General features: G+C 60.2%; 12 protein-coding genes and 2 pseudogenes. 2 read left to right on the forward strand and 12 right to left on the reverse strand.

Annotated elements, in window-relative coordinates; translation table 11 throughout:
* Nucleotides 1–30: 30 nt before the first annotated feature.
* The 6 genes and pseudogenes from sS8_RS00800 to sS8_RS28875 form a co-directional block, all read right to left on the reverse strand.
* On the reverse strand, nt 31–504 hold the full coding sequence (locus tag sS8_RS00800) for a sigma-70 family RNA polymerase sigma factor (RefSeq protein WP_170160889.1): 474 nt from the start codon (nt 502–504) through the stop codon (nt 31–33).
* Between the two features lie 556 nt (nt 505–1,060).
* Nucleotides 1,061–2,245, reverse strand: coding sequence for an ABC transporter permease (locus tag sS8_RS00805; RefSeq protein ID WP_119627981.1), 1,185 nt, complete (start codon nt 2,243–2,245; stop codon nt 1,061–1,063).
* On the reverse strand, nt 2,242–2,988 hold the full coding sequence (locus sS8_RS00810; RefSeq protein ID WP_119627982.1) for an ABC transporter ATP-binding protein: 747 nt from the start codon (nt 2,986–2,988) through the stop codon (nt 2,242–2,244). The genes sS8_RS00805 and sS8_RS00810 overlap by 4 nt, the downstream gene beginning before the upstream one ends.
* Nucleotides 2,989–2,998: 10 nt before the next feature.
* Nucleotides 2,999–4,504, reverse strand: coding sequence for an alpha/beta hydrolase (locus tag sS8_RS00815; RefSeq protein WP_119627983.1), 1,506 nt, complete (start codon nt 4,502–4,504; stop codon nt 2,999–3,001).
* 264 nt (nt 4,505–4,768) lie between these two features.
* Nucleotides 4,769–5,326: pseudogene (locus sS8_RS29760) on the reverse strand (PepSY domain-containing protein); the annotation flags it as partial.
* Nucleotides 5,242–5,841: pseudogene (locus sS8_RS28875) on the reverse strand (secretin and TonB N-terminal domain-containing protein); the annotation flags it as partial. The pseudogenes sS8_RS28875 and sS8_RS29760, both read right to left, overlap by 85 nt.
* A 298-nt stretch (nt 5,842–6,139) precedes the next feature.
* Between sS8_RS28875 and sS8_RS00825 the strand changes: the two are divergent.
* Nucleotides 6,140–7,123: an Rpn family recombination-promoting nuclease/putative transposase gene (locus sS8_RS00825; protein ID WP_119627984.1), complete on the forward strand. Its 984-nt coding sequence runs from the start codon at nt 6,140–6,142 to the stop codon at nt 7,121–7,123.
* 81 nt (nt 7,124–7,204) lie between these two features.
* Here the strand turns inward: sS8_RS00825 and sS8_RS00830 are convergent, their stop codons facing one another.
* Nucleotides 7,205–8,194, reverse strand: a complete 990-nt coding sequence (locus sS8_RS00830) for a FecR family protein (RefSeq protein ID WP_119627985.1) — start codon at nt 8,192–8,194, stop codon at nt 7,205–7,207.
* 46 nt (nt 8,195–8,240) lie between these two features.
* On the reverse strand, nt 8,241–8,651 hold the full coding sequence (locus tag sS8_RS00835; RefSeq protein ID WP_119627986.1) for an RNA polymerase sigma factor: 411 nt from the start codon (nt 8,649–8,651) through the stop codon (nt 8,241–8,243).
* 99 nt (nt 8,652–8,750) lie between these two features.
* Between sS8_RS00835 and tnpA the strand changes: the two genes are divergently transcribed.
* On the forward strand, nt 8,751–9,185 hold the full coding sequence (gene tnpA / locus sS8_RS00840; protein WP_119627924.1) for an IS200/IS605 family transposase: 435 nt from the start codon (nt 8,751–8,753) through the stop codon (nt 9,183–9,185).
* An 81-nt stretch (nt 9,186–9,266) separates the two neighbouring features.
* Here tnpA and sS8_RS27480 read toward each other — a convergent pair whose 3' ends face one another.
* The 4 genes from sS8_RS27480 to sS8_RS00855 form a co-directional block, all read right to left on the reverse strand.
* A complete protein-coding gene (locus sS8_RS27480) occupies nt 9,267–9,479 on the reverse strand; it encodes a hypothetical protein (protein ID WP_145986358.1) in 213 nt (70 codons plus the stop codon).
* A gap of 349 nt (nt 9,480–9,828) precedes the next feature.
* A complete protein-coding gene (locus sS8_RS00845) occupies nt 9,829–10,959 on the reverse strand; it encodes a PepSY-associated TM helix domain-containing protein (protein WP_232020472.1) in 1,131 nt (376 codons plus the stop codon).
* 163 nt (nt 10,960–11,122) lie between these two features.
* Entirely contained in the window at nt 11,123–13,639 is a 2,517-nt protein-coding gene (locus sS8_RS00850; protein ID WP_119627988.1) for a TonB-dependent siderophore receptor, read from the reverse strand.
* A 321-nt stretch (nt 13,640–13,960) separates the two neighbouring features.
* Nucleotides 13,961–15,022 carry a FecR family protein gene (locus sS8_RS00855; RefSeq protein ID WP_119627989.1) on the reverse strand — a complete coding sequence of 354 codons (1,062 nt, stop codon included), beginning with the start codon at nt 15,020–15,022 and terminating at the stop codon, nt 13,961–13,963.
* Nucleotides 15,023–15,180 lie beyond the last annotated feature (158 nt).

The raw sequence follows: 15,180 nt of genomic DNA on the forward strand, positions 1-15,180 counted from the left end.
CATAGTATAAGACGCGCCATCTCCGGAATATTACCGCGAGGTCCGATCGTCCACTCTCGAACGGCAATGCCGCATGGCTTGAGCCAGATACTTGGCGACCATGCTTTCCGATACGCCGAGCCGCGCCGCGATAGCCTTATGCGACAAACCTTCCAGTCGATTGAGCAGAAAAGCGCTGCGGCATTTCTCCGGCAGCTCCGATAGGGCTTCGTTGAGCCGGTTCAAGCGCTGCTTTTGCTCCAGGCTATATTCGGGAGCGGGATCGCATGCGGCGACGGTATCGGTGTGTTCGTCTTCCAGCGGAATGCAGATTTCGCGGATTGCCTGCCGGCGACAATGATCGACCACCAGGTTCTCGGCGACCCGAAAAGCGAAGGCGCGCGGATTGCCGATTTGCCCTTCGCGAGAACGCAGCCACACGCGCAATTGCGTTTCCTGGGCCAGATCGGCGGCGGTATCCGGACACCTGACGCGCCGCCGGAAGAAACGGAGCAGGTCGCGCATCAACCCGTCGATCCACGGCGCGGACAATGAATCAGTGAGAGGGAAGGGCATTGGGGACCGGCGGAACTCGGCTACAGGGATAATCGAGAAGACAAGCAACAACCGAGCCATGAAGGGGTTAGTCGAATCGGCGGTGTTCGTCCTGCCGATGGCCTGCGACCTGAGGGATTTCACGCAGTCCATTGGGGACTTTCACGCAAGCTCGGCAGGTCGGGGAGCCATTAGCGCATTCGGCCAGGATAGATCGACTCGAGTATTCAAATTCGGCAATCCTTAGCCGACGCCCGCGGCCCGGCCAACGGGTTCGTCGGCAAGGGATTGCCGACGACCGTGTGGCCTGTAGGTCGGGAATCCTTTCCCGACGTCGCGGTTCGGTCGAGCGTCCGCGTCGGCAAGGGATTGCCGACCTGCGACCGTGCACCCTTGTAGGTCGGGAATCCTTTCCCGACGTCACGGCCCGACCGAGCGTCTGCGTCGGCAAGGGATTGCCGACACAACTGTGCGCCCCGTCCTGACGGCTCGGGCTAGGCAGTCGCTTCCCACGCGCCTTCTCAGGTCAGTCGGAAACGGCCAGCTTCTCCTGCTGATAACGCCGCACCGCACCGAACCAGAGCAGCGCCGAGAGCGCGAGGCTGGAGCCGAGATAGACGCCCCAGGTGGTGCCGTCGATGACGTCGGCTCGGATGATCTTCTGCAGCAGCTGGTTCTGCGCAAGGAACGGTACCGCGTATTGCCACAGCTGGCTCTTGACCGGGTTCGCCATCAGAATGAAATTCGGCACTACCGGCAGCAGCGTCAGCCAGACCATGTGGGTCTGCGCTTCCTTCATGTTCCTGGCCGTGGCCGCCAGCAGGGTCAGCAGCGAATTGCCGATCAGCATCAGCGGTGTCAGTACCAGAAACATCCGGGCGATCGCCGGAAAACCGAAATCGAGCGATCGTGCCGCGTCCGAGGTCTGGCTGCTCAGTTTGAGGGCGAACAGCGTTAGCAGCAGCGACAGCAGGCAGATCGTGCAGGCCGCGGCAATCTTGCCCGAGACCACCGTGCTCCGCGGAGCCGGCGTGGCCAGCAGCGGTTCCAGCGATTGCCGCTCGCGTTCGCCGGCGGTGGCGTCGATGATCAGGTAGGAGCCGCCGATGAAGCTGAGCAGAATGAGCAGATAAGGCAATACGAACGAGAGAAATCGGCCGCGCCTGGCTTCCTCGCTGGCCAGGTCGCGGCTGGCGACGGCGATCGGACGCGCCACCGCCGGATCGATGCCCCGCGCCATCAGCCGCAGCATGGCAATCTGCTCGTGGTATCCGGTGAGCGCGGTGCGCAGGCGCGTGGTCAGTAGCTTGGTGTTGGGACGGCTGTCGTCACTGACGATTTCCACCTTGGCCGGCCGGCCGGCGTGCCAGTCCTGCGCGAAGTCGGCGCCGATTTCCAGGGCGACCTCGACATCCTGGCGGGCGATCGCCGCCTCCAGATCGGATGGCGCCTCGACCGCTTCGATGCCCAGCGAGCGCAGGTAGGCGATCAGGTTGGGTGCGCGCTCGGCGCCTATGACCGGTACCTCGAGCCGCTTTTCGGCCTCGCTCTTGAAGCGGTTTTCGGCGAGAAGACCCATTCCGAGAATGAGCAGCAGGTTCAGCAGCGGTCCGACCAGGAGGAGCAGCGCCAGCGTGCGGCGGTCGCGCGCGATGTCGCGGAGTTCCTTGCGCATCACGACCCACAGTACGGACAGAGTGGCGGTGTTCATGCCGGGAGGCCCTCCTCCGAGCCGATCGCCCGGACGAAAGCGTCTTCCAGACTGTCCCGAGCGAACTTTTCGCGCAGTTCGCCGGGCGAGCCCGCCGCAACCACCCGCCCTCCGGCGATGATGACGATACGGTCGCACAGCGCCGCCACCTCCTGCATGACGTGGCTGGACAAGATCACGCAGCGGCCTTCGCTCCGCAGGTGCAGCAGGAAGTCGCGCATCGCCCGGGTGGTCATCACGTCCAGGCCGTTGGTGGGTTCGTCGAGGATCACGTTTTTCGGATCATGCACCAGGGCCCGTGCGATCGCGGTCTTGGTGCGCTGGCCCTGGCTGAAGCCCTCTGCCGGGCGGTCGAGGATGTCGTCCATGTCGAGCCTGGCCGACAGTTCCCGGGTGCGCTCGGCGATGCTCGCTTTCGACATGCCGTGCAATTCCCCGAAATAGGCGATGTTTTCGCGCGCGGTCAGGCGCTTGTAGATCCCGCGCGCATCGGGCAGCACGCCGAGTGCGCGCCGCACCGCGGCCGGGTCCTGGACGGCGTCGACGCCGTCCACGCGGATCTGGCCGCGATCGGGTTTCATCAGCGTGTAGAGCATGCGCAGGGTGGTGGTCTTACCGGCGCCGTTGGGACCGAGCAGGCCGGTAATGCGCCCATCCTCGGCCGTGAAGTCGATACCATCGACCGCCTTGACGGTGCCGGTCCTGGTCTTGAACGATTTATACAATTGTTGGGCTGTGATCATATTCCGGCTCCTAGGGCTCCCAGCCGTTGAAGCTGGTGAACGGTGGTACATAGCTCATGCTGTCCAGGCAATCGGCATCGAGGCCCCTGGCGTCGGCGGTTTCGACGAATCGCGCCAGCAGTTTCGGCATGCAGCCCAGCGCCAGGGTGCCGTGGCCCTGGCCGCGCAGTACCAGGTGACGGCCGTTCGGCAGGCCCGACAGCATGCTTTCGGCATAGGCCGGAGGCGTCACCGGGTCGAGTTCGCCCGACAGCAGCAGCACCGGCAGGCCGGTCTCCAGCGCGGCGGTGAATCCGTTCTCGACGCTCCCGTGCGGCCATGCCGTGCACGGCGCGAAGAACAGCCGCGCCACCTCGGGGCCGAGGACGGTGTCTTCGGTCTCGCCTTCAACATGGCGCGGGGCATCCTCGGTGCACAGGACCGACCAATGCATGCCGCGGGTTATCATCGAGTCGAGCTGGCGGCGCATCATTTCGCCTAGCGCCATGAGCGGCGCATAGCGCCCCTGGCGGGCCTCATCCAGCGTCAGCGGCAACAGCGCAGCCGTCTGGGGCGCATAGGAAAAGGCGAAGGCCAGGCCGGTGGCGGTTTCGACCGTGACGGTACCGCGCCGTCCTTCGCCGGTCGCGGGATCGCGATATTCGACTTCCACCGGAGCGCGATCGAGCTTCGCCATCAGCGCGCGCAACTGCCGGCGGAAGTCGCTGCCGAAGCGCTTGCGGCAGGCCGGCAGCTTATCGCACTGCTGCGACTGCAGACTCAGCGCATCCTCGAAGGTGTGGGCGAACTCGCCGCCGATCACCAGATCGTTCGGTACCACGCCGTCGAGGACGAGGCTGCGCACTTGTTGCGGGTAGTGTCGGGCGTATTGCTGGGCCACGCGGGTGCCGTAAGAGGAGCCGACCAGGTTGATCCGAGCCGCGCCGAGGGCGTCGCGGACCGCATCGAGGTCGCGGACGGCTTCGCCGGTGGTGTAGAAGCGCGGGTCGGCGCGCCCTTGTACCGAGGCCGCGCAGCTGCGGGCGTACTCGATCAGTGCTTCGCGGCCGGGGGCGGCGGAGTCCGGCGGCTCCAAGCGCTTGCCGCGGGCATCCAGGCATTCGAGCGGATTGGATTTGCCGGTTCCGCGCTGGTCGATCAGAACGATGTCGCGCCGCTTGCGCACCGCGCGCAAGGCATAGCCTATGAAGGGGGCCAGCTCGGTTGCCGCCTGACCCGGGCCCCCGGCCAGGAAAAACACCGGGTCGGAGGCTCTCTCGCTCTCTGCGGGCAGTATCGCGATGTTGAGCGGGAGCTTGCGGCCACCCGGCGCGCCCCGATCCTCCGGAACTTCGAGCGTCCCGCACAGCGCCTCGACACTGGAAAGAGCGGCATCGCCCCCCGCGGCACAGGGTTCGAGCGCGATTCGGCCTCGATGGCTCAAGCCGCTGCCGGCAAGGGGAGCGGAAGCTTCGTCCGTGCAGGCGCCGAGCAGCCCGGCCGCAAGCAGGAGGGGAGTGAGCAGTTTAGGTTTCATGTTGTTGTCTCGAACTGGAATCTGGGTCCGATCGTTTCGCCCGCCGTCGGGCATTACTTTTCCAGGCCGCGGCCAGGCAAAGACCCGGCCCGGCAACTTTGCACGGCGGAAAGTCAATCGGCGTTGTTTGCGGTATCGGCTGAGGCGGAATCCGATTGCTCCCTTCCTCCGACGATCCCATTCACCCTCTACAATTCTAGTCAGACATAATCGGAATGACTTTCGGCGCGGCGCGGGTTAAGACCGGCCCCGTAAGCGAAGGCTTTACCGCGCTCGGCGTTTCTTCAGCCAGATGACGATGCCGGTGACCGATAGCATGACGATGGCAAGCCCCAGCAGACAGACGAAGAACCGATAGGGGAGTCCGAAGACGTTAGCCTCATGCAGGGCGAACAGCCAACTGGTCATGGTGTTGCCGGCATGCTGGCCGGTCGGTAGCAAGAGGAGCTTCAATTTCCCGGTGTCGGCGTCGAATCCGTCCCAGCCGCCGCGAGTAAAGCTGACTTCGGCGCCGAACCAATCGTAAGGCCGTTTGGTGACGACGTTGATGATCCCGCCGCCGTTGCCGCCTTGCCCGAAGGCCGTGCTGCCCGGCCCTTTCAGTATCTCCACGCTCTGAATATGGCTGAGGGCGGAGAAATCGATGCCGGAAAAAACAATTGCCGCATATCGTTGCGGGTTTGCTCGGATATAAAACCCCTGATATTCACCTTGGGGAAACGACTGTAGCGCAATCCGAACAGGTTGGCCGAGGGCACTTGCTTGACGAGATCGCCGATGCTGACGGCGCCCCGATCCTCGATGGCGGATTCGGTGATGATCTGAATGCTCTGCGGCACGCGGGTTATTTCGATCGGAAATTTCGTCCCGGCGGTGGAGGTTTCGGCCTGGTAAGTCGGCTGCGGCTGTTCCTCCGCCGTTTCGGTCACGACCACCGGCGCCACGCTTGACGGAACGGGCGGATCGGCTCGGTTGAGCTTCTGCGGCGGCGCCTTGCGTTCCAAGGTCAGCGTGCCGTTGCGAGTCGATTGGACGGCGATTCCGGTACCGGTCAAGAACTTTTCCAGGGCCTCGGCCGGCGTGTAGCGGCCGGTGACGCCGGGCGATTCGAGGCCGGCGGCGAGCGCGGCGGGATAGCTCAGTTGCACGCCGACTTGCTCCGAGTAGGCGTTCAATGCGCTGCCCAGGGCCTGGGCGGGGATATCGAACGGCAGGACCGGTTCGGCGGCAACGATAGCTCGGGGGATCGCCAGAGCGGCGGTCATGGCCAGTGGCAGCGGGCGGGCGAGGATACGGATCGGAACGGCCAGGGCGAGCCGTAAAGGACTGTTTTTCATTTTTTCTCCATTGCGTGGGCTGGGTGTCCCGATTTCTCGGTAATCGCAATGAAGACGGATCGGAAGAAATTTCCCTCGCCTTGCTCGGCTAAAAATATTTGCGGCGAGAATTGTTGAAAAAGGATGCCGTGGTGGCCCGGATGAGATGGAACGAACAAAAACCGGCAGAAAAACCGGTTTGTACGCTGTGCGTCCAAAGGGGGGCGTACCGCATGAATTCGGAAAGCCCGGGGGTTTGGAAGTCCCGTATTCCGCTCCGATTTATACGAACAACGGATTCGTCGGGTAAACTTTGCCCATGGATCACGATCACAGCTACAAGCTGCTGTTTTCCCACGCCGAGATGGTCGCGGATCTGCTGCGGGGATTCGTTCGCGAAGACTGGGTGCAACAGCTGGATTTCGATAGTCTCGAAAAGGTCAACGGCAGCTATGTGGCGGATGACCTCCGGGAGCGGGAAGACGATGTTATTTGGCGGGTTCGTTGGGGCCGGGAGTGGCTGTACGTTTACCTCCTCATCGAATTCCAGTCGACCGTGGATCGCTACATGGCGGTCCGCATTCTGGCTTACCTGGGGTTGCTCTACCAGGATCTCGTCCGGACCGGGCGGCTTGCCGCCGACGGCCGGTTGCCCCCGGTACTGCCGATCGTTCTTTACAACGGCAGTCGGCGCTGGGATGCGCCACAGGAGATCGCCGATTTCATCGTGCCGGTGCCCGGCGGTCTGGAAACGTATCGCCCGCACCTACGGTATTTTCTCTTGGATGAAGGCCGCTATGCCGAGAGCGAACTGGCGCCGCTTCGCAATCTTGCCGCTGCGCTGTTTCGGCTGGAAAACAGCCGTACGCCGCAAGACGTGGAACGGGTATTGGCGGCCTTGGTCACCTGGTTACGGGCACCGGAGCAAACGTCCCTCCGGCGGGCCTTTACGGTGTGGCTGAAACGGGTGTTTTTACCGGGCAAGATGCCGGGCGTAGAATTGGGAAATATCAACGATTTGCAAGAGGTACAAAACATGTTGGCGGAACGTGTCACCGAGTGGACGAAAGAATGGAAACACCAGGGTTGGCTGGAGGGACTGGAAGAAGGGCGCCAGGAAGGGCGCCGGGAGGGGTGTCGGGAAGGCGAAGCGGCGTTATTGCTGAGACTGCTGGAACTACGCTTCGGCCCACTGGATGAAACCCATCGCGGTCGTGTCAGCCAAGCTGACGCGGATACCTTGTTAAAGTGGGGCGAAAGGGTACTCACGGCCACGTCCGTCGAGGACGTGTTCAAAGCTTGATCGGATAACGCGATCACCGTCTGTCATGACGGTGGCGTTTCGGGGTCTTGCGTAGGGAAGGGTCGAAGCGCTCGCAACGCCTCATTCGATTACCACGAGCCACGGCGTGATGCGCCGTATGCGGATCGGCAGGGTCTGTTCCAGGGATTCCAAAGCTCTGTCGGTATTCTTGATGTCGAAGCGGCCGCTTACTTTCAAGGTTCGCGCCCGGTCGCCGGCGACAACCAGCACGCCCCGGCGGAAGCGCCCGATTTCGTCGACGACCTGCTCCAGTGATGCGTTGTCGAAGAGGACCGCGCCTTTCATCCAGGCCGCGGCGACGGAACCCGCCACTTGGGTAATTTCGCTCGAACGGCCTTCGCCGACGCGGATCTGATCGTTCTCGCGCAAGACCGCCGGGGAGCCTCCCGTCCGGCGCACTTCCACGACGCCGCTGATTACGGTTACGGTATCGCTGTTCGACTCTTCCCGGACGACGAAGCGAGTGCCCGTGACGCGGATCCGGCTGTAGCGGCCGTCGACCAAAAAGGAACGTTGCGAGTCGGGGAGGACATCAAAAACGGCTTCGCCATTCAGGAGCCGCACTTCGCGAACGCCGTCCCGATACGCAACGTTCAGGGCGGAGCCGGTGTTCAGCGTGACACGGCTTCCGTCCGCCAGTTGCACGGTTCGGACTTCACCGATTTCGGTGCAGTAATCAGCGCCCAGGCAATGAATGAATGCGGGCCGGACTATGGCCAGCGCAAGCACCGCGCAGGCGGCGAGAGACAGGCTCCAGGCGATGGGGCGCAAGGCCTTTCCACGCGATCGTTTTCGCTCGCTGGCCAGCGTCGTCAGCGGCGTTTCCCTCAAAACTGCCGTAAATCCCGGATCGTTCCAGAAGGCGCTGACCTCTTCATAGGCCCGCCGATGCGCGGGATCGTCCCTCATCCAGGCGTCGAACCGCGCCCGCTCGTCGGCTGTTAGCGCGTCGTTTCGCAGTCTGACGAACCAGGTCGCCGCTTCCTCGGCCAGCGCATCGTCGCGTGCCGCGGATGTGCCGCCGGAGAGAAAATCACCGTGTGTATTCATGCGGGCATTATAGGCTCATCCTTTCCGGCGCCGGAAAATCGACTGCTCACCGGTGCCTGGGCGGATTGGCGTAGTGAATCCCGAGACGGGCGCGGCAATGTATGAGGCCTTTGACGATGTGCTTTTCCACTGCGCTCTCGGAAATACCCAACGTCTTCGCCACCTCACGGCAACTCAAGCCCCTGATCTTATGGAGAATGAAGGCGTCCCGGCAGCGCGGGGGAAGCTCGGCGATGGTCTGATGCAGCATCGCCCGCCATTCCGCCTCGGAAACCTCCGTTTCGGTCGAAGAATGTTCGGCTTCTTCCTCCGGGGCGGTGAGCTCGGCGTGGGCCTCGACCGTCTTGCGATGGCGCAGATGATCCAGCGCCAGATTGGCGGCAATGCGGTGAAGAAATCCCCGGGGGTGGGCAATCTCCTGTTCCTCGGCCGTTCGCGCCAGTACCAGATAACTCATTGAGGTAAGCCCCCGGCTTTGCCGGGGGACTCACCGAGGTTTGACCTGTACAACGGTCATCGTGAACCTGAAATCTCGACCAAGAGAAGGAGGTTCACAATGAAAGAGTACCAGAAGAGTCTTTCCCACACCCGGTGGGATTGTAAGTATCATGTGGTGTTCATCCCGAAGCGGCGGAAGAAAGAGATTTTTGGTGCGCTCAAGCGGCATCTTGGAGAGATATTTCATGAGCTTGCCGGGCACAAGGAATCGAAAATAGTAGAAGGTCACCTGATGGGCGACCACGTTCATATGTGTATCAGCATTCCGCCGAAGTATGCGATTTCGAACGTGGTGGGCTACATCAAGGGTAAGCGTGCGATCCAAATCGCCCGGCAGTTTGGGGGGCGGCAGAGGAACTTCACCGGGGAGAATTTCTGGGCGAGGGGATATTTTGTGTCCACGGTGGGTTTGGATGAGGCTATGGTTCGGGCGTATATCCGCCATCAGGAACAGGAGGATGAGCGTATTGACCAGATGAAGCTGGGCCTGTAAACAGCCGCCTTGGGCGGCTCATGATTTTACGGCGCCTTCGAGGCGCTCACCCAATAAGCCCCCGGCTTTGCCGGGGGTGATTTAACTTTCCTGGACGAGATCCTGAGCCGTTTCCCGGCAATCGACCATGCGCACCAAGCGATTGAGCAACTCGTTGCGATAGAGAAGGTAAACGGCGGACAGATCGAGACTCATTCGATGGAACGGCTGGCGGGAGAAAATAGGCGATTGGCATAAAGCAAAAAACGCGCCTACTGCAGCAAAAATACAAGAAATCAAATAGATCGGCTGCACTGTTCAGCCTCGCGGGCAAGGCTTGTACACGATCGCTACGGCAAATCACACAGTCGAATTCGTCTTGCACCATTCTCTCCATTTCGGCCTGTCGCACGGGCAGCCTCTTTGTCCGGGGATATCCCATCGAGCGGCATGCGCAAGCAGCCGGATTTCGGTCGCGGCGACAAGCCGCGTGAGCCCAGGCCGGGCGTGTACCGCCGGCCTGGGCGGCCCGTAAATACACAGGAGGGTATTTACGGGCCTGATTTATAACCATGCTCCCGATTGGCCGGTGCGCACAGCGTCCCTACTTTCCGTGCCGCTCGGAAGCATGGCTTGGGCCGCGCGCTGAGCCTGTGGGGGGGATTCAAGCCGCTTTCACGCGTCGGGCCCGCCGTTTTTGCAGCCAACGGATGACGCCGGTGACGAAGATCACCGGGCAGGCCAGGCCGGTCAGGAACACCAGGATGCGGCCGGTCATGCCCAGCGCATGGCCGGAATGGAGCGACCACTGCCATTGCACGAACATCTGCCCGCCGTTTCCCGCAGCTGGTGACAGATCGGCCAGAACCTCGCCGCTGTACCGATCCATGACCACTTGATGCCGCCCCGTGAACAGACCAGCGACGGGTTTTTGCAAGTCGAAAACATAAGTCCCGTGCTCGGTATCTGGAATGGAGAACCAGTACAGCCGTTCTTCGGCATAAGCCCGGTGAATCCGGGCCGCCGCTTCGTCCGGGGAAATGGGAACCCGGCCCGAGCCGGGCTCTGAAAGGAAATCCTTGGGCCGGGAAACTGTCGAGAACCGTTCCACCAGCCACAGGAATTGCTCCGGCAGGTTGAAATACACACCGGAAATCAGCACGGCCAGCATCACCAAAGCCGAATAGAAACCGAACGTCTTGTGCAGGTCATGGTTGAAACGCTCGGGACTGGCTCGCGGTTTGATAGTGAGCGCCTGCCGCCACTTGCCCGTTAGCGGCCACCAGACGATTAGGCCGGTAAGCACCGAGACGATCAGAAGCACCGCCAGGATGCCTACCAATAAACCCCCGGTCTTGCCGAGCAGCAGCGCGTAATGCAGCTTGAACATAAAACCCATGAAGCAATGCTTCAGCGGGTTTTGGGCATGGTACCAAAGCCGCGTACCCGTCACTTTCGCGGTATAGGGGTCGACGAATACGTTCAGCGTGTCGGCCTCTTCAGGTGCCGCTGCCGGCCCCTGGTAAAAGAACCAAAAGGCCAGATCGGGGCTCTGCGGATAATACACAATCGAGCGTTTGGAACCGGGGGGTACGGCAGTGTCCGCTGCCTGAACCAGTTCGCTCAGCGGACGATAGGCCGTCCGGCCTTCCGGCGATGCCGCCACCTGGTGCAGTTCGGGATTCAGCCAGGCGTCGATCTCCTGCCAGAAGGCCAGAATGCTACCGGTTAGGCCGAACACGACCAACAGCGCACCGGCGAACAGGCCGAGGTATAGATGTACGTTCAGCCACATTCGTCGGCGAGTTTTAAGGCGAGCGAGGTGCGAGTGTTCGGACGTGGAACGCCACGCGTCACGGAAGCCCGCCTGGATTTGCCAGACATGTTTTGTAGATCTATCCGAGACGCCTTTCATCGCTCGTCACCTCCCTGATATGTCAGACAAACTTTCAAATCGATCAGAACTCCAGCCGTAATGAGCCCAACACCATCAAAGGCTCTCCCACCGGTATCCTCAACCGGGTCCACGTTTGGCCGGATTTGTAATATTCCATATCGAGAATGTTGTTCACGTTGATCTGGGCAGTCAGACGGTTTTTTCCGATATCGAAGCGATAGGCGGCCATCGCATCCCAACGTGCATACCCCGGAAGTTGGAACGATCCGGTCGTATCACCTTCTCTCTGGCTAACTAGGTAAACTCCGCTACCAATGGAGAATTGATCGGTAATCGAGTATTTAACCCAGAAACTGGCCTGGTGTTCAGGCACATGGGGCAATCGTCGTCCTTCCAGGGCGGTACCTCCGGATAGATCGTTGCTTTTCGTCACGCGGGCATCCGTAAAGGCGTAACTTGCAATTACGTGCAGTTGATCGGTGATTTTTCCAGAAACATCCAGTTCTATTCCCTGGCTGCGTGCTTCGCCAAGTGGCTCGTTAACGCCGGTACTCAAATTCGTGGTGAGCAAATTGTCTTTTGTGAGATGGTAATAAGCCAGTGATGCCATTATTCGATTCCATTCCGCTTTTATACCCACTTCATATTGGGTTGCAGTCTGCGGATCAAACGGTTTATTGGAGATATTCAGCCCATTACTGGAACCCAAGGACTCGACATAATTACCATAGAGAGATAACCATGACCACGGCTGATAAAGAATTCCAACTCTCGGGCTGAATCTCTCATTTCGCGTCGCGGTCTTGTTAACCGCATCGAATGAGGTATTGGAGAATCCAGCAATTGTGGTCGCCCAGTCGTAACGGCCTCCCCCTAATATATGCAGCTTGTCAAATAGCGTTATATCGTCTTGAAAATACAGGCCAAACCACTCCTCTTCCGGAGTATAGAAAAAATCAGAGCTACTCCTTTTCAGACTCCGCAATCGACGAAAATCCACCCCTCCATAAACCGGGTTATTGATATCTATCGCACTACCAATAGGCTGATAACGGTTTGCATAACCACCACTCTTCTGCTCATAAGAATAGTAATCACCTCCAAAAAGAACAGAATGATCCATGCCGAGTGCTTGGAAATTCCCGACCAAATCCAGGTTCACACCGCGCGAGCTCTCCGAGATATCCATAAACCAGGCGCCTTGTTGCAAGGTGCGGTTATCAGCTTCCAGTATTCTCGGAGGAATATCCTCTTGAGAGAACTCGTTGGAATTTGCATTTACACCCAACCGAAGTTTCCAGTTTTCATTAAAAGCATGGGAGGCGTTGAAATTAATTAACAATAAATCGTTCTCGAAGTTTTCTTGAGGTTGTCCCAGGCGTCGAGAAATAGGGATGGGGGCGGGTCTTTTTCCAACAGCGGGCACACCGTAATCATCTACTCCCCAGTCGTGTTTGTACTCAAGATTCAGATTGAATTGTGTATCCGATGTCACGTTCCAGGTGAGACTCGGAGCAACGAAAATTCGCTCCGTGCTAATAAAGTCACGGAATGAATTAGTGTTCTGGTAAGCGATATTGAATCGGTAAAGCAGCGATTTATCGTCGAGAACCGGTCCGGTAGCATCCAGCGTGGTACGGTATAAATCATAAGAGCCGAACTGCTGTTGTACCGCGTAATAGGGGGTCTCCAGCGGTTGTTTGGTCACGAGGTTGAGTAGGCCGCCGGGTTGTATCCTTCCGTATAACATGGCTGCCGCACCTTTCAATATCTCCAGCCGTTGCAGGTTTGCCGTTTCGCTTTGCTGCCGCTGGGTTCGATAGCCGTTGCGGTAAGTATTATTTCCAATATCAAATCCGCGCACGATGAAGGCGTCCATATAATTTCCATCAGACGCGCCAGGTATAACTCCGCTAACGTTCTTTATGGCATCTTCGACTCTGATCGCTTGCTGATCGTCCATCACCGCGCGCGGCACTACCTGAATCGACACCGGAGTCTCCATGATCGGCGTGTCGGTCTTGGTAGCCGTCGTGGCGTTGGGAACAGCGTAATCCTTGCTGTACGGGTCGTTCGGATCGTAGACCGCATCGGCGCTCACCGTGACTTTGCCGAGAGCAAACGCATCGCCCGCACCGCTGCTAGCTGGAACCGGCGAGGCTTTTCGTTCCAGCGTCACCGTGCGCCCGTCCACGAAGCGGTAATCGATGCCGCTGCCGGCGAGGAGTCGATTCAACGCCTGCTCCGGCGTCATCCGGCCCGACAACCCCTTCGAGGACAGTCCGCGCACGGTATCCGCGGTAAAGATCAATTCCACCCCGGAGGCGGCGGCGAAAGCCATGAGCGCGCTGTTGAGCGACTGCGCAGGAATGGTGTATTCGCGGGGTGCTTCGGCGGCGAGGGCACCGGCGACGGGTGCGGACAGGGCCAGCGTCGCCGTTAACAGGGTGATGGTCAGCGTTGAGCCTGTCTTACGGTAAGGATTCTTGGGCGAGAACTCGAATTCGGCAGGTGCCATGCAGCGATTCCCGGTCGCCGCGGTGTGATTGCCGAATTGGAATTCGTGTTGTGTCGGCATGGAGTATCCCCTAGGTTGAGTTGACGAAAGTCCCTAAGGGCTAAAACGAATGGGGGCGGCGATCGTCCACAACCGACGCCAATTTTTTGTGCGGCGATGGAAAATCAGAGCCGTGGGATGCGGCAAGCGCGACCGGTGCGGTTCATCCTTCACCGCACCCTACGAACTGCCGATGTGTCGTTCCTCAACGCATCCTACATTCCCAGCCTGCCCCGCTCGTTGGGTTGCGCCTCGACTTGCAGGTGCGTTTCGCCGGGAACGCTCAGCTATTCCGGCCCAAATGGCAAAACCGTGGAGCGGAAAAAGGGGAGGGACGCAAGCTTAGCGGTGCAGGGCTATCCACCAGGGGCCGAGTTGGGTGGAACGGAGAGCCAGGGCCTTGCTGACCGACACGAGAATGGCATCGGGATCATCGAGGGAAAACACGCCGGTGACCGGGAGTTTCGCGAGTTCCGGATCGGTGATGAAGACCCGGCCGAGGCGGTAGCGGTCCACCTCGGCGAGCAGTTCGCCCAGCGGGCGGTCGCTGATCATGATGCGCCGCTGTTGCCAACCGGCGGCGAGTTTCAAATTCACGGCTTCCGGTGCTTCCAGACCATGGCCCGGCCTATACAGTATCCGCTGGCCCTGCTCGACCACTGCCGCTGCGCCGTCTCCGGCGGTCACGGACACGGCATGTTCCTGCACCGTCACGCTGATCTCGCCGGTTTCCTTGCGATAGACCTCGAACACCGTGCCGAGGGCGCGCGCCTTGAGATCGTCCGAAATCACTTCGAAGGGCCTCGCGGCATCGGCGGCGACTTCGAAGCGCGCCTGGCCGTGCAGCAGCCTGACCTGCCGCAATCTCGGCCCGTAATCCACGGTCACGGCGCTGTTGGTGTTGAGCAAGACCTGGCTGCCGTCGGCGAGGCGAATTTCCCGCTGCTCGCCGGTGCGGGTGTAATGGTCGCTCAGCCAGGCATCCGATAAATGAAATTGTTCCGGCAGAATCAGCAGTATCGCGAACAGCCATACGGCGGCCGCTGCCAGACCGGTTTGCAGCAAACGGGAGCCGTAACGGTTCCATAGCGTCTTCCTAGGGGCGGTTTTGCCGGAAAACTCCGGCGTTGCCGCGCCCAAGGGGTGTCGAGTCGCGCGTGCCGTTTGTACCGGTTTGGAAATCGATTCGGCGCGGTGCATTTGAGCGGCTTGCGCTACCTGACGCATATCGCCGTAGAGTTTTTCCACAGCGGCGTAAGCCTCGCCATGAGCCGGGCTTCGTGCCAGCCAGGCGGCGAATTGCCCGTGCTGGTCCGCGCCGGCTTCCTCGGAATGAAGCAGCACGAACCATTCGATGGCTTGCTCGGTGAGGTCTGGTGATGAATCCCGGGAGCTTGGAGACATGCCCTAAAATTTGAGTATGTGCTTTGTGATTATATGACGATCAGTCGGCGATTCTGACTCGAGTTGGCTCATACGAAGCCTGTTGGTCGGGATTCCGCGGTGTAAGTGGCGGGAGATTTTTTCAATGCACCGTCGTTCACCCTGAGTTTTTCGACAGC

The sequence above is a fragment of the Methylocaldum marinum genome (genome assembly GCF_003584645.1).
Classification (GTDB): domain Bacteria; phylum Pseudomonadota; class Gammaproteobacteria; order Methylococcales; family Methylococcaceae; genus Methylocaldum; species Methylocaldum marinum.

Coding starts and splice junctions, on each gene's coding strand:
- sS8_RS00810 (WP_119627982.1), bottom strand. CDS start 2,988: ATGATCACAGCCCAACAATTGTATAAATCGTTCAAGACCAGGACCGGC.
- sS8_RS00805 (WP_119627981.1), bottom strand. CDS start 2,245: ATGAACACCGCCACTCTGTCCGTACTGTGGGTCGTGATGCGCAAGGAA.
- sS8_RS00850 (WP_119627988.1), bottom strand. CDS start 13,639: ATGCCGACACAACACGAATTCCAATTCGGCAATCACACCGCGGCGACC.
- sS8_RS00825 (WP_119627984.1), top strand. CDS start 6,140: ATGGATCACGATCACAGCTACAAGCTGCTGTTTTCCCACGCCGAGATG.
- sS8_RS00800 (WP_170160889.1), bottom strand. CDS start 504: ATGCGCGACCTGCTCCGTTTCTTCCGGCGGCGCGTCAGGTGTCCGGAT.
- sS8_RS00835 (WP_119627986.1), bottom strand. CDS start 8,651: ATGAGTTATCTGGTACTGGCGCGAACGGCCGAGGAACAGGAGATTGCC.
- sS8_RS00855 (WP_119627989.1), bottom strand. CDS start 15,022: ATGTCTCCAAGCTCCCGGGATTCATCACCAGACCTCACCGAGCAAGCC.
- sS8_RS00830 (WP_119627985.1), bottom strand. CDS start 8,194: ATGAATACACACGGTGATTTTCTCTCCGGCGGCACATCCGCGGCACGC.
- sS8_RS00845 (WP_232020472.1), bottom strand. CDS start 10,959: ATGTGGCTGAACGTACATCTATACCTCGGCCTGTTCGCCGGTGCGCTG.
- tnpA (WP_119627924.1), top strand. CDS start 8,751: ATGAAAGAGTACCAGAAGAGTCTTTCCCACACCCGGTGGGATTGTAAG.
- sS8_RS00815 (WP_119627983.1), bottom strand. CDS start 4,504: ATGAAACCTAAACTGCTCACTCCCCTCCTGCTTGCGGCCGGGCTGCTC.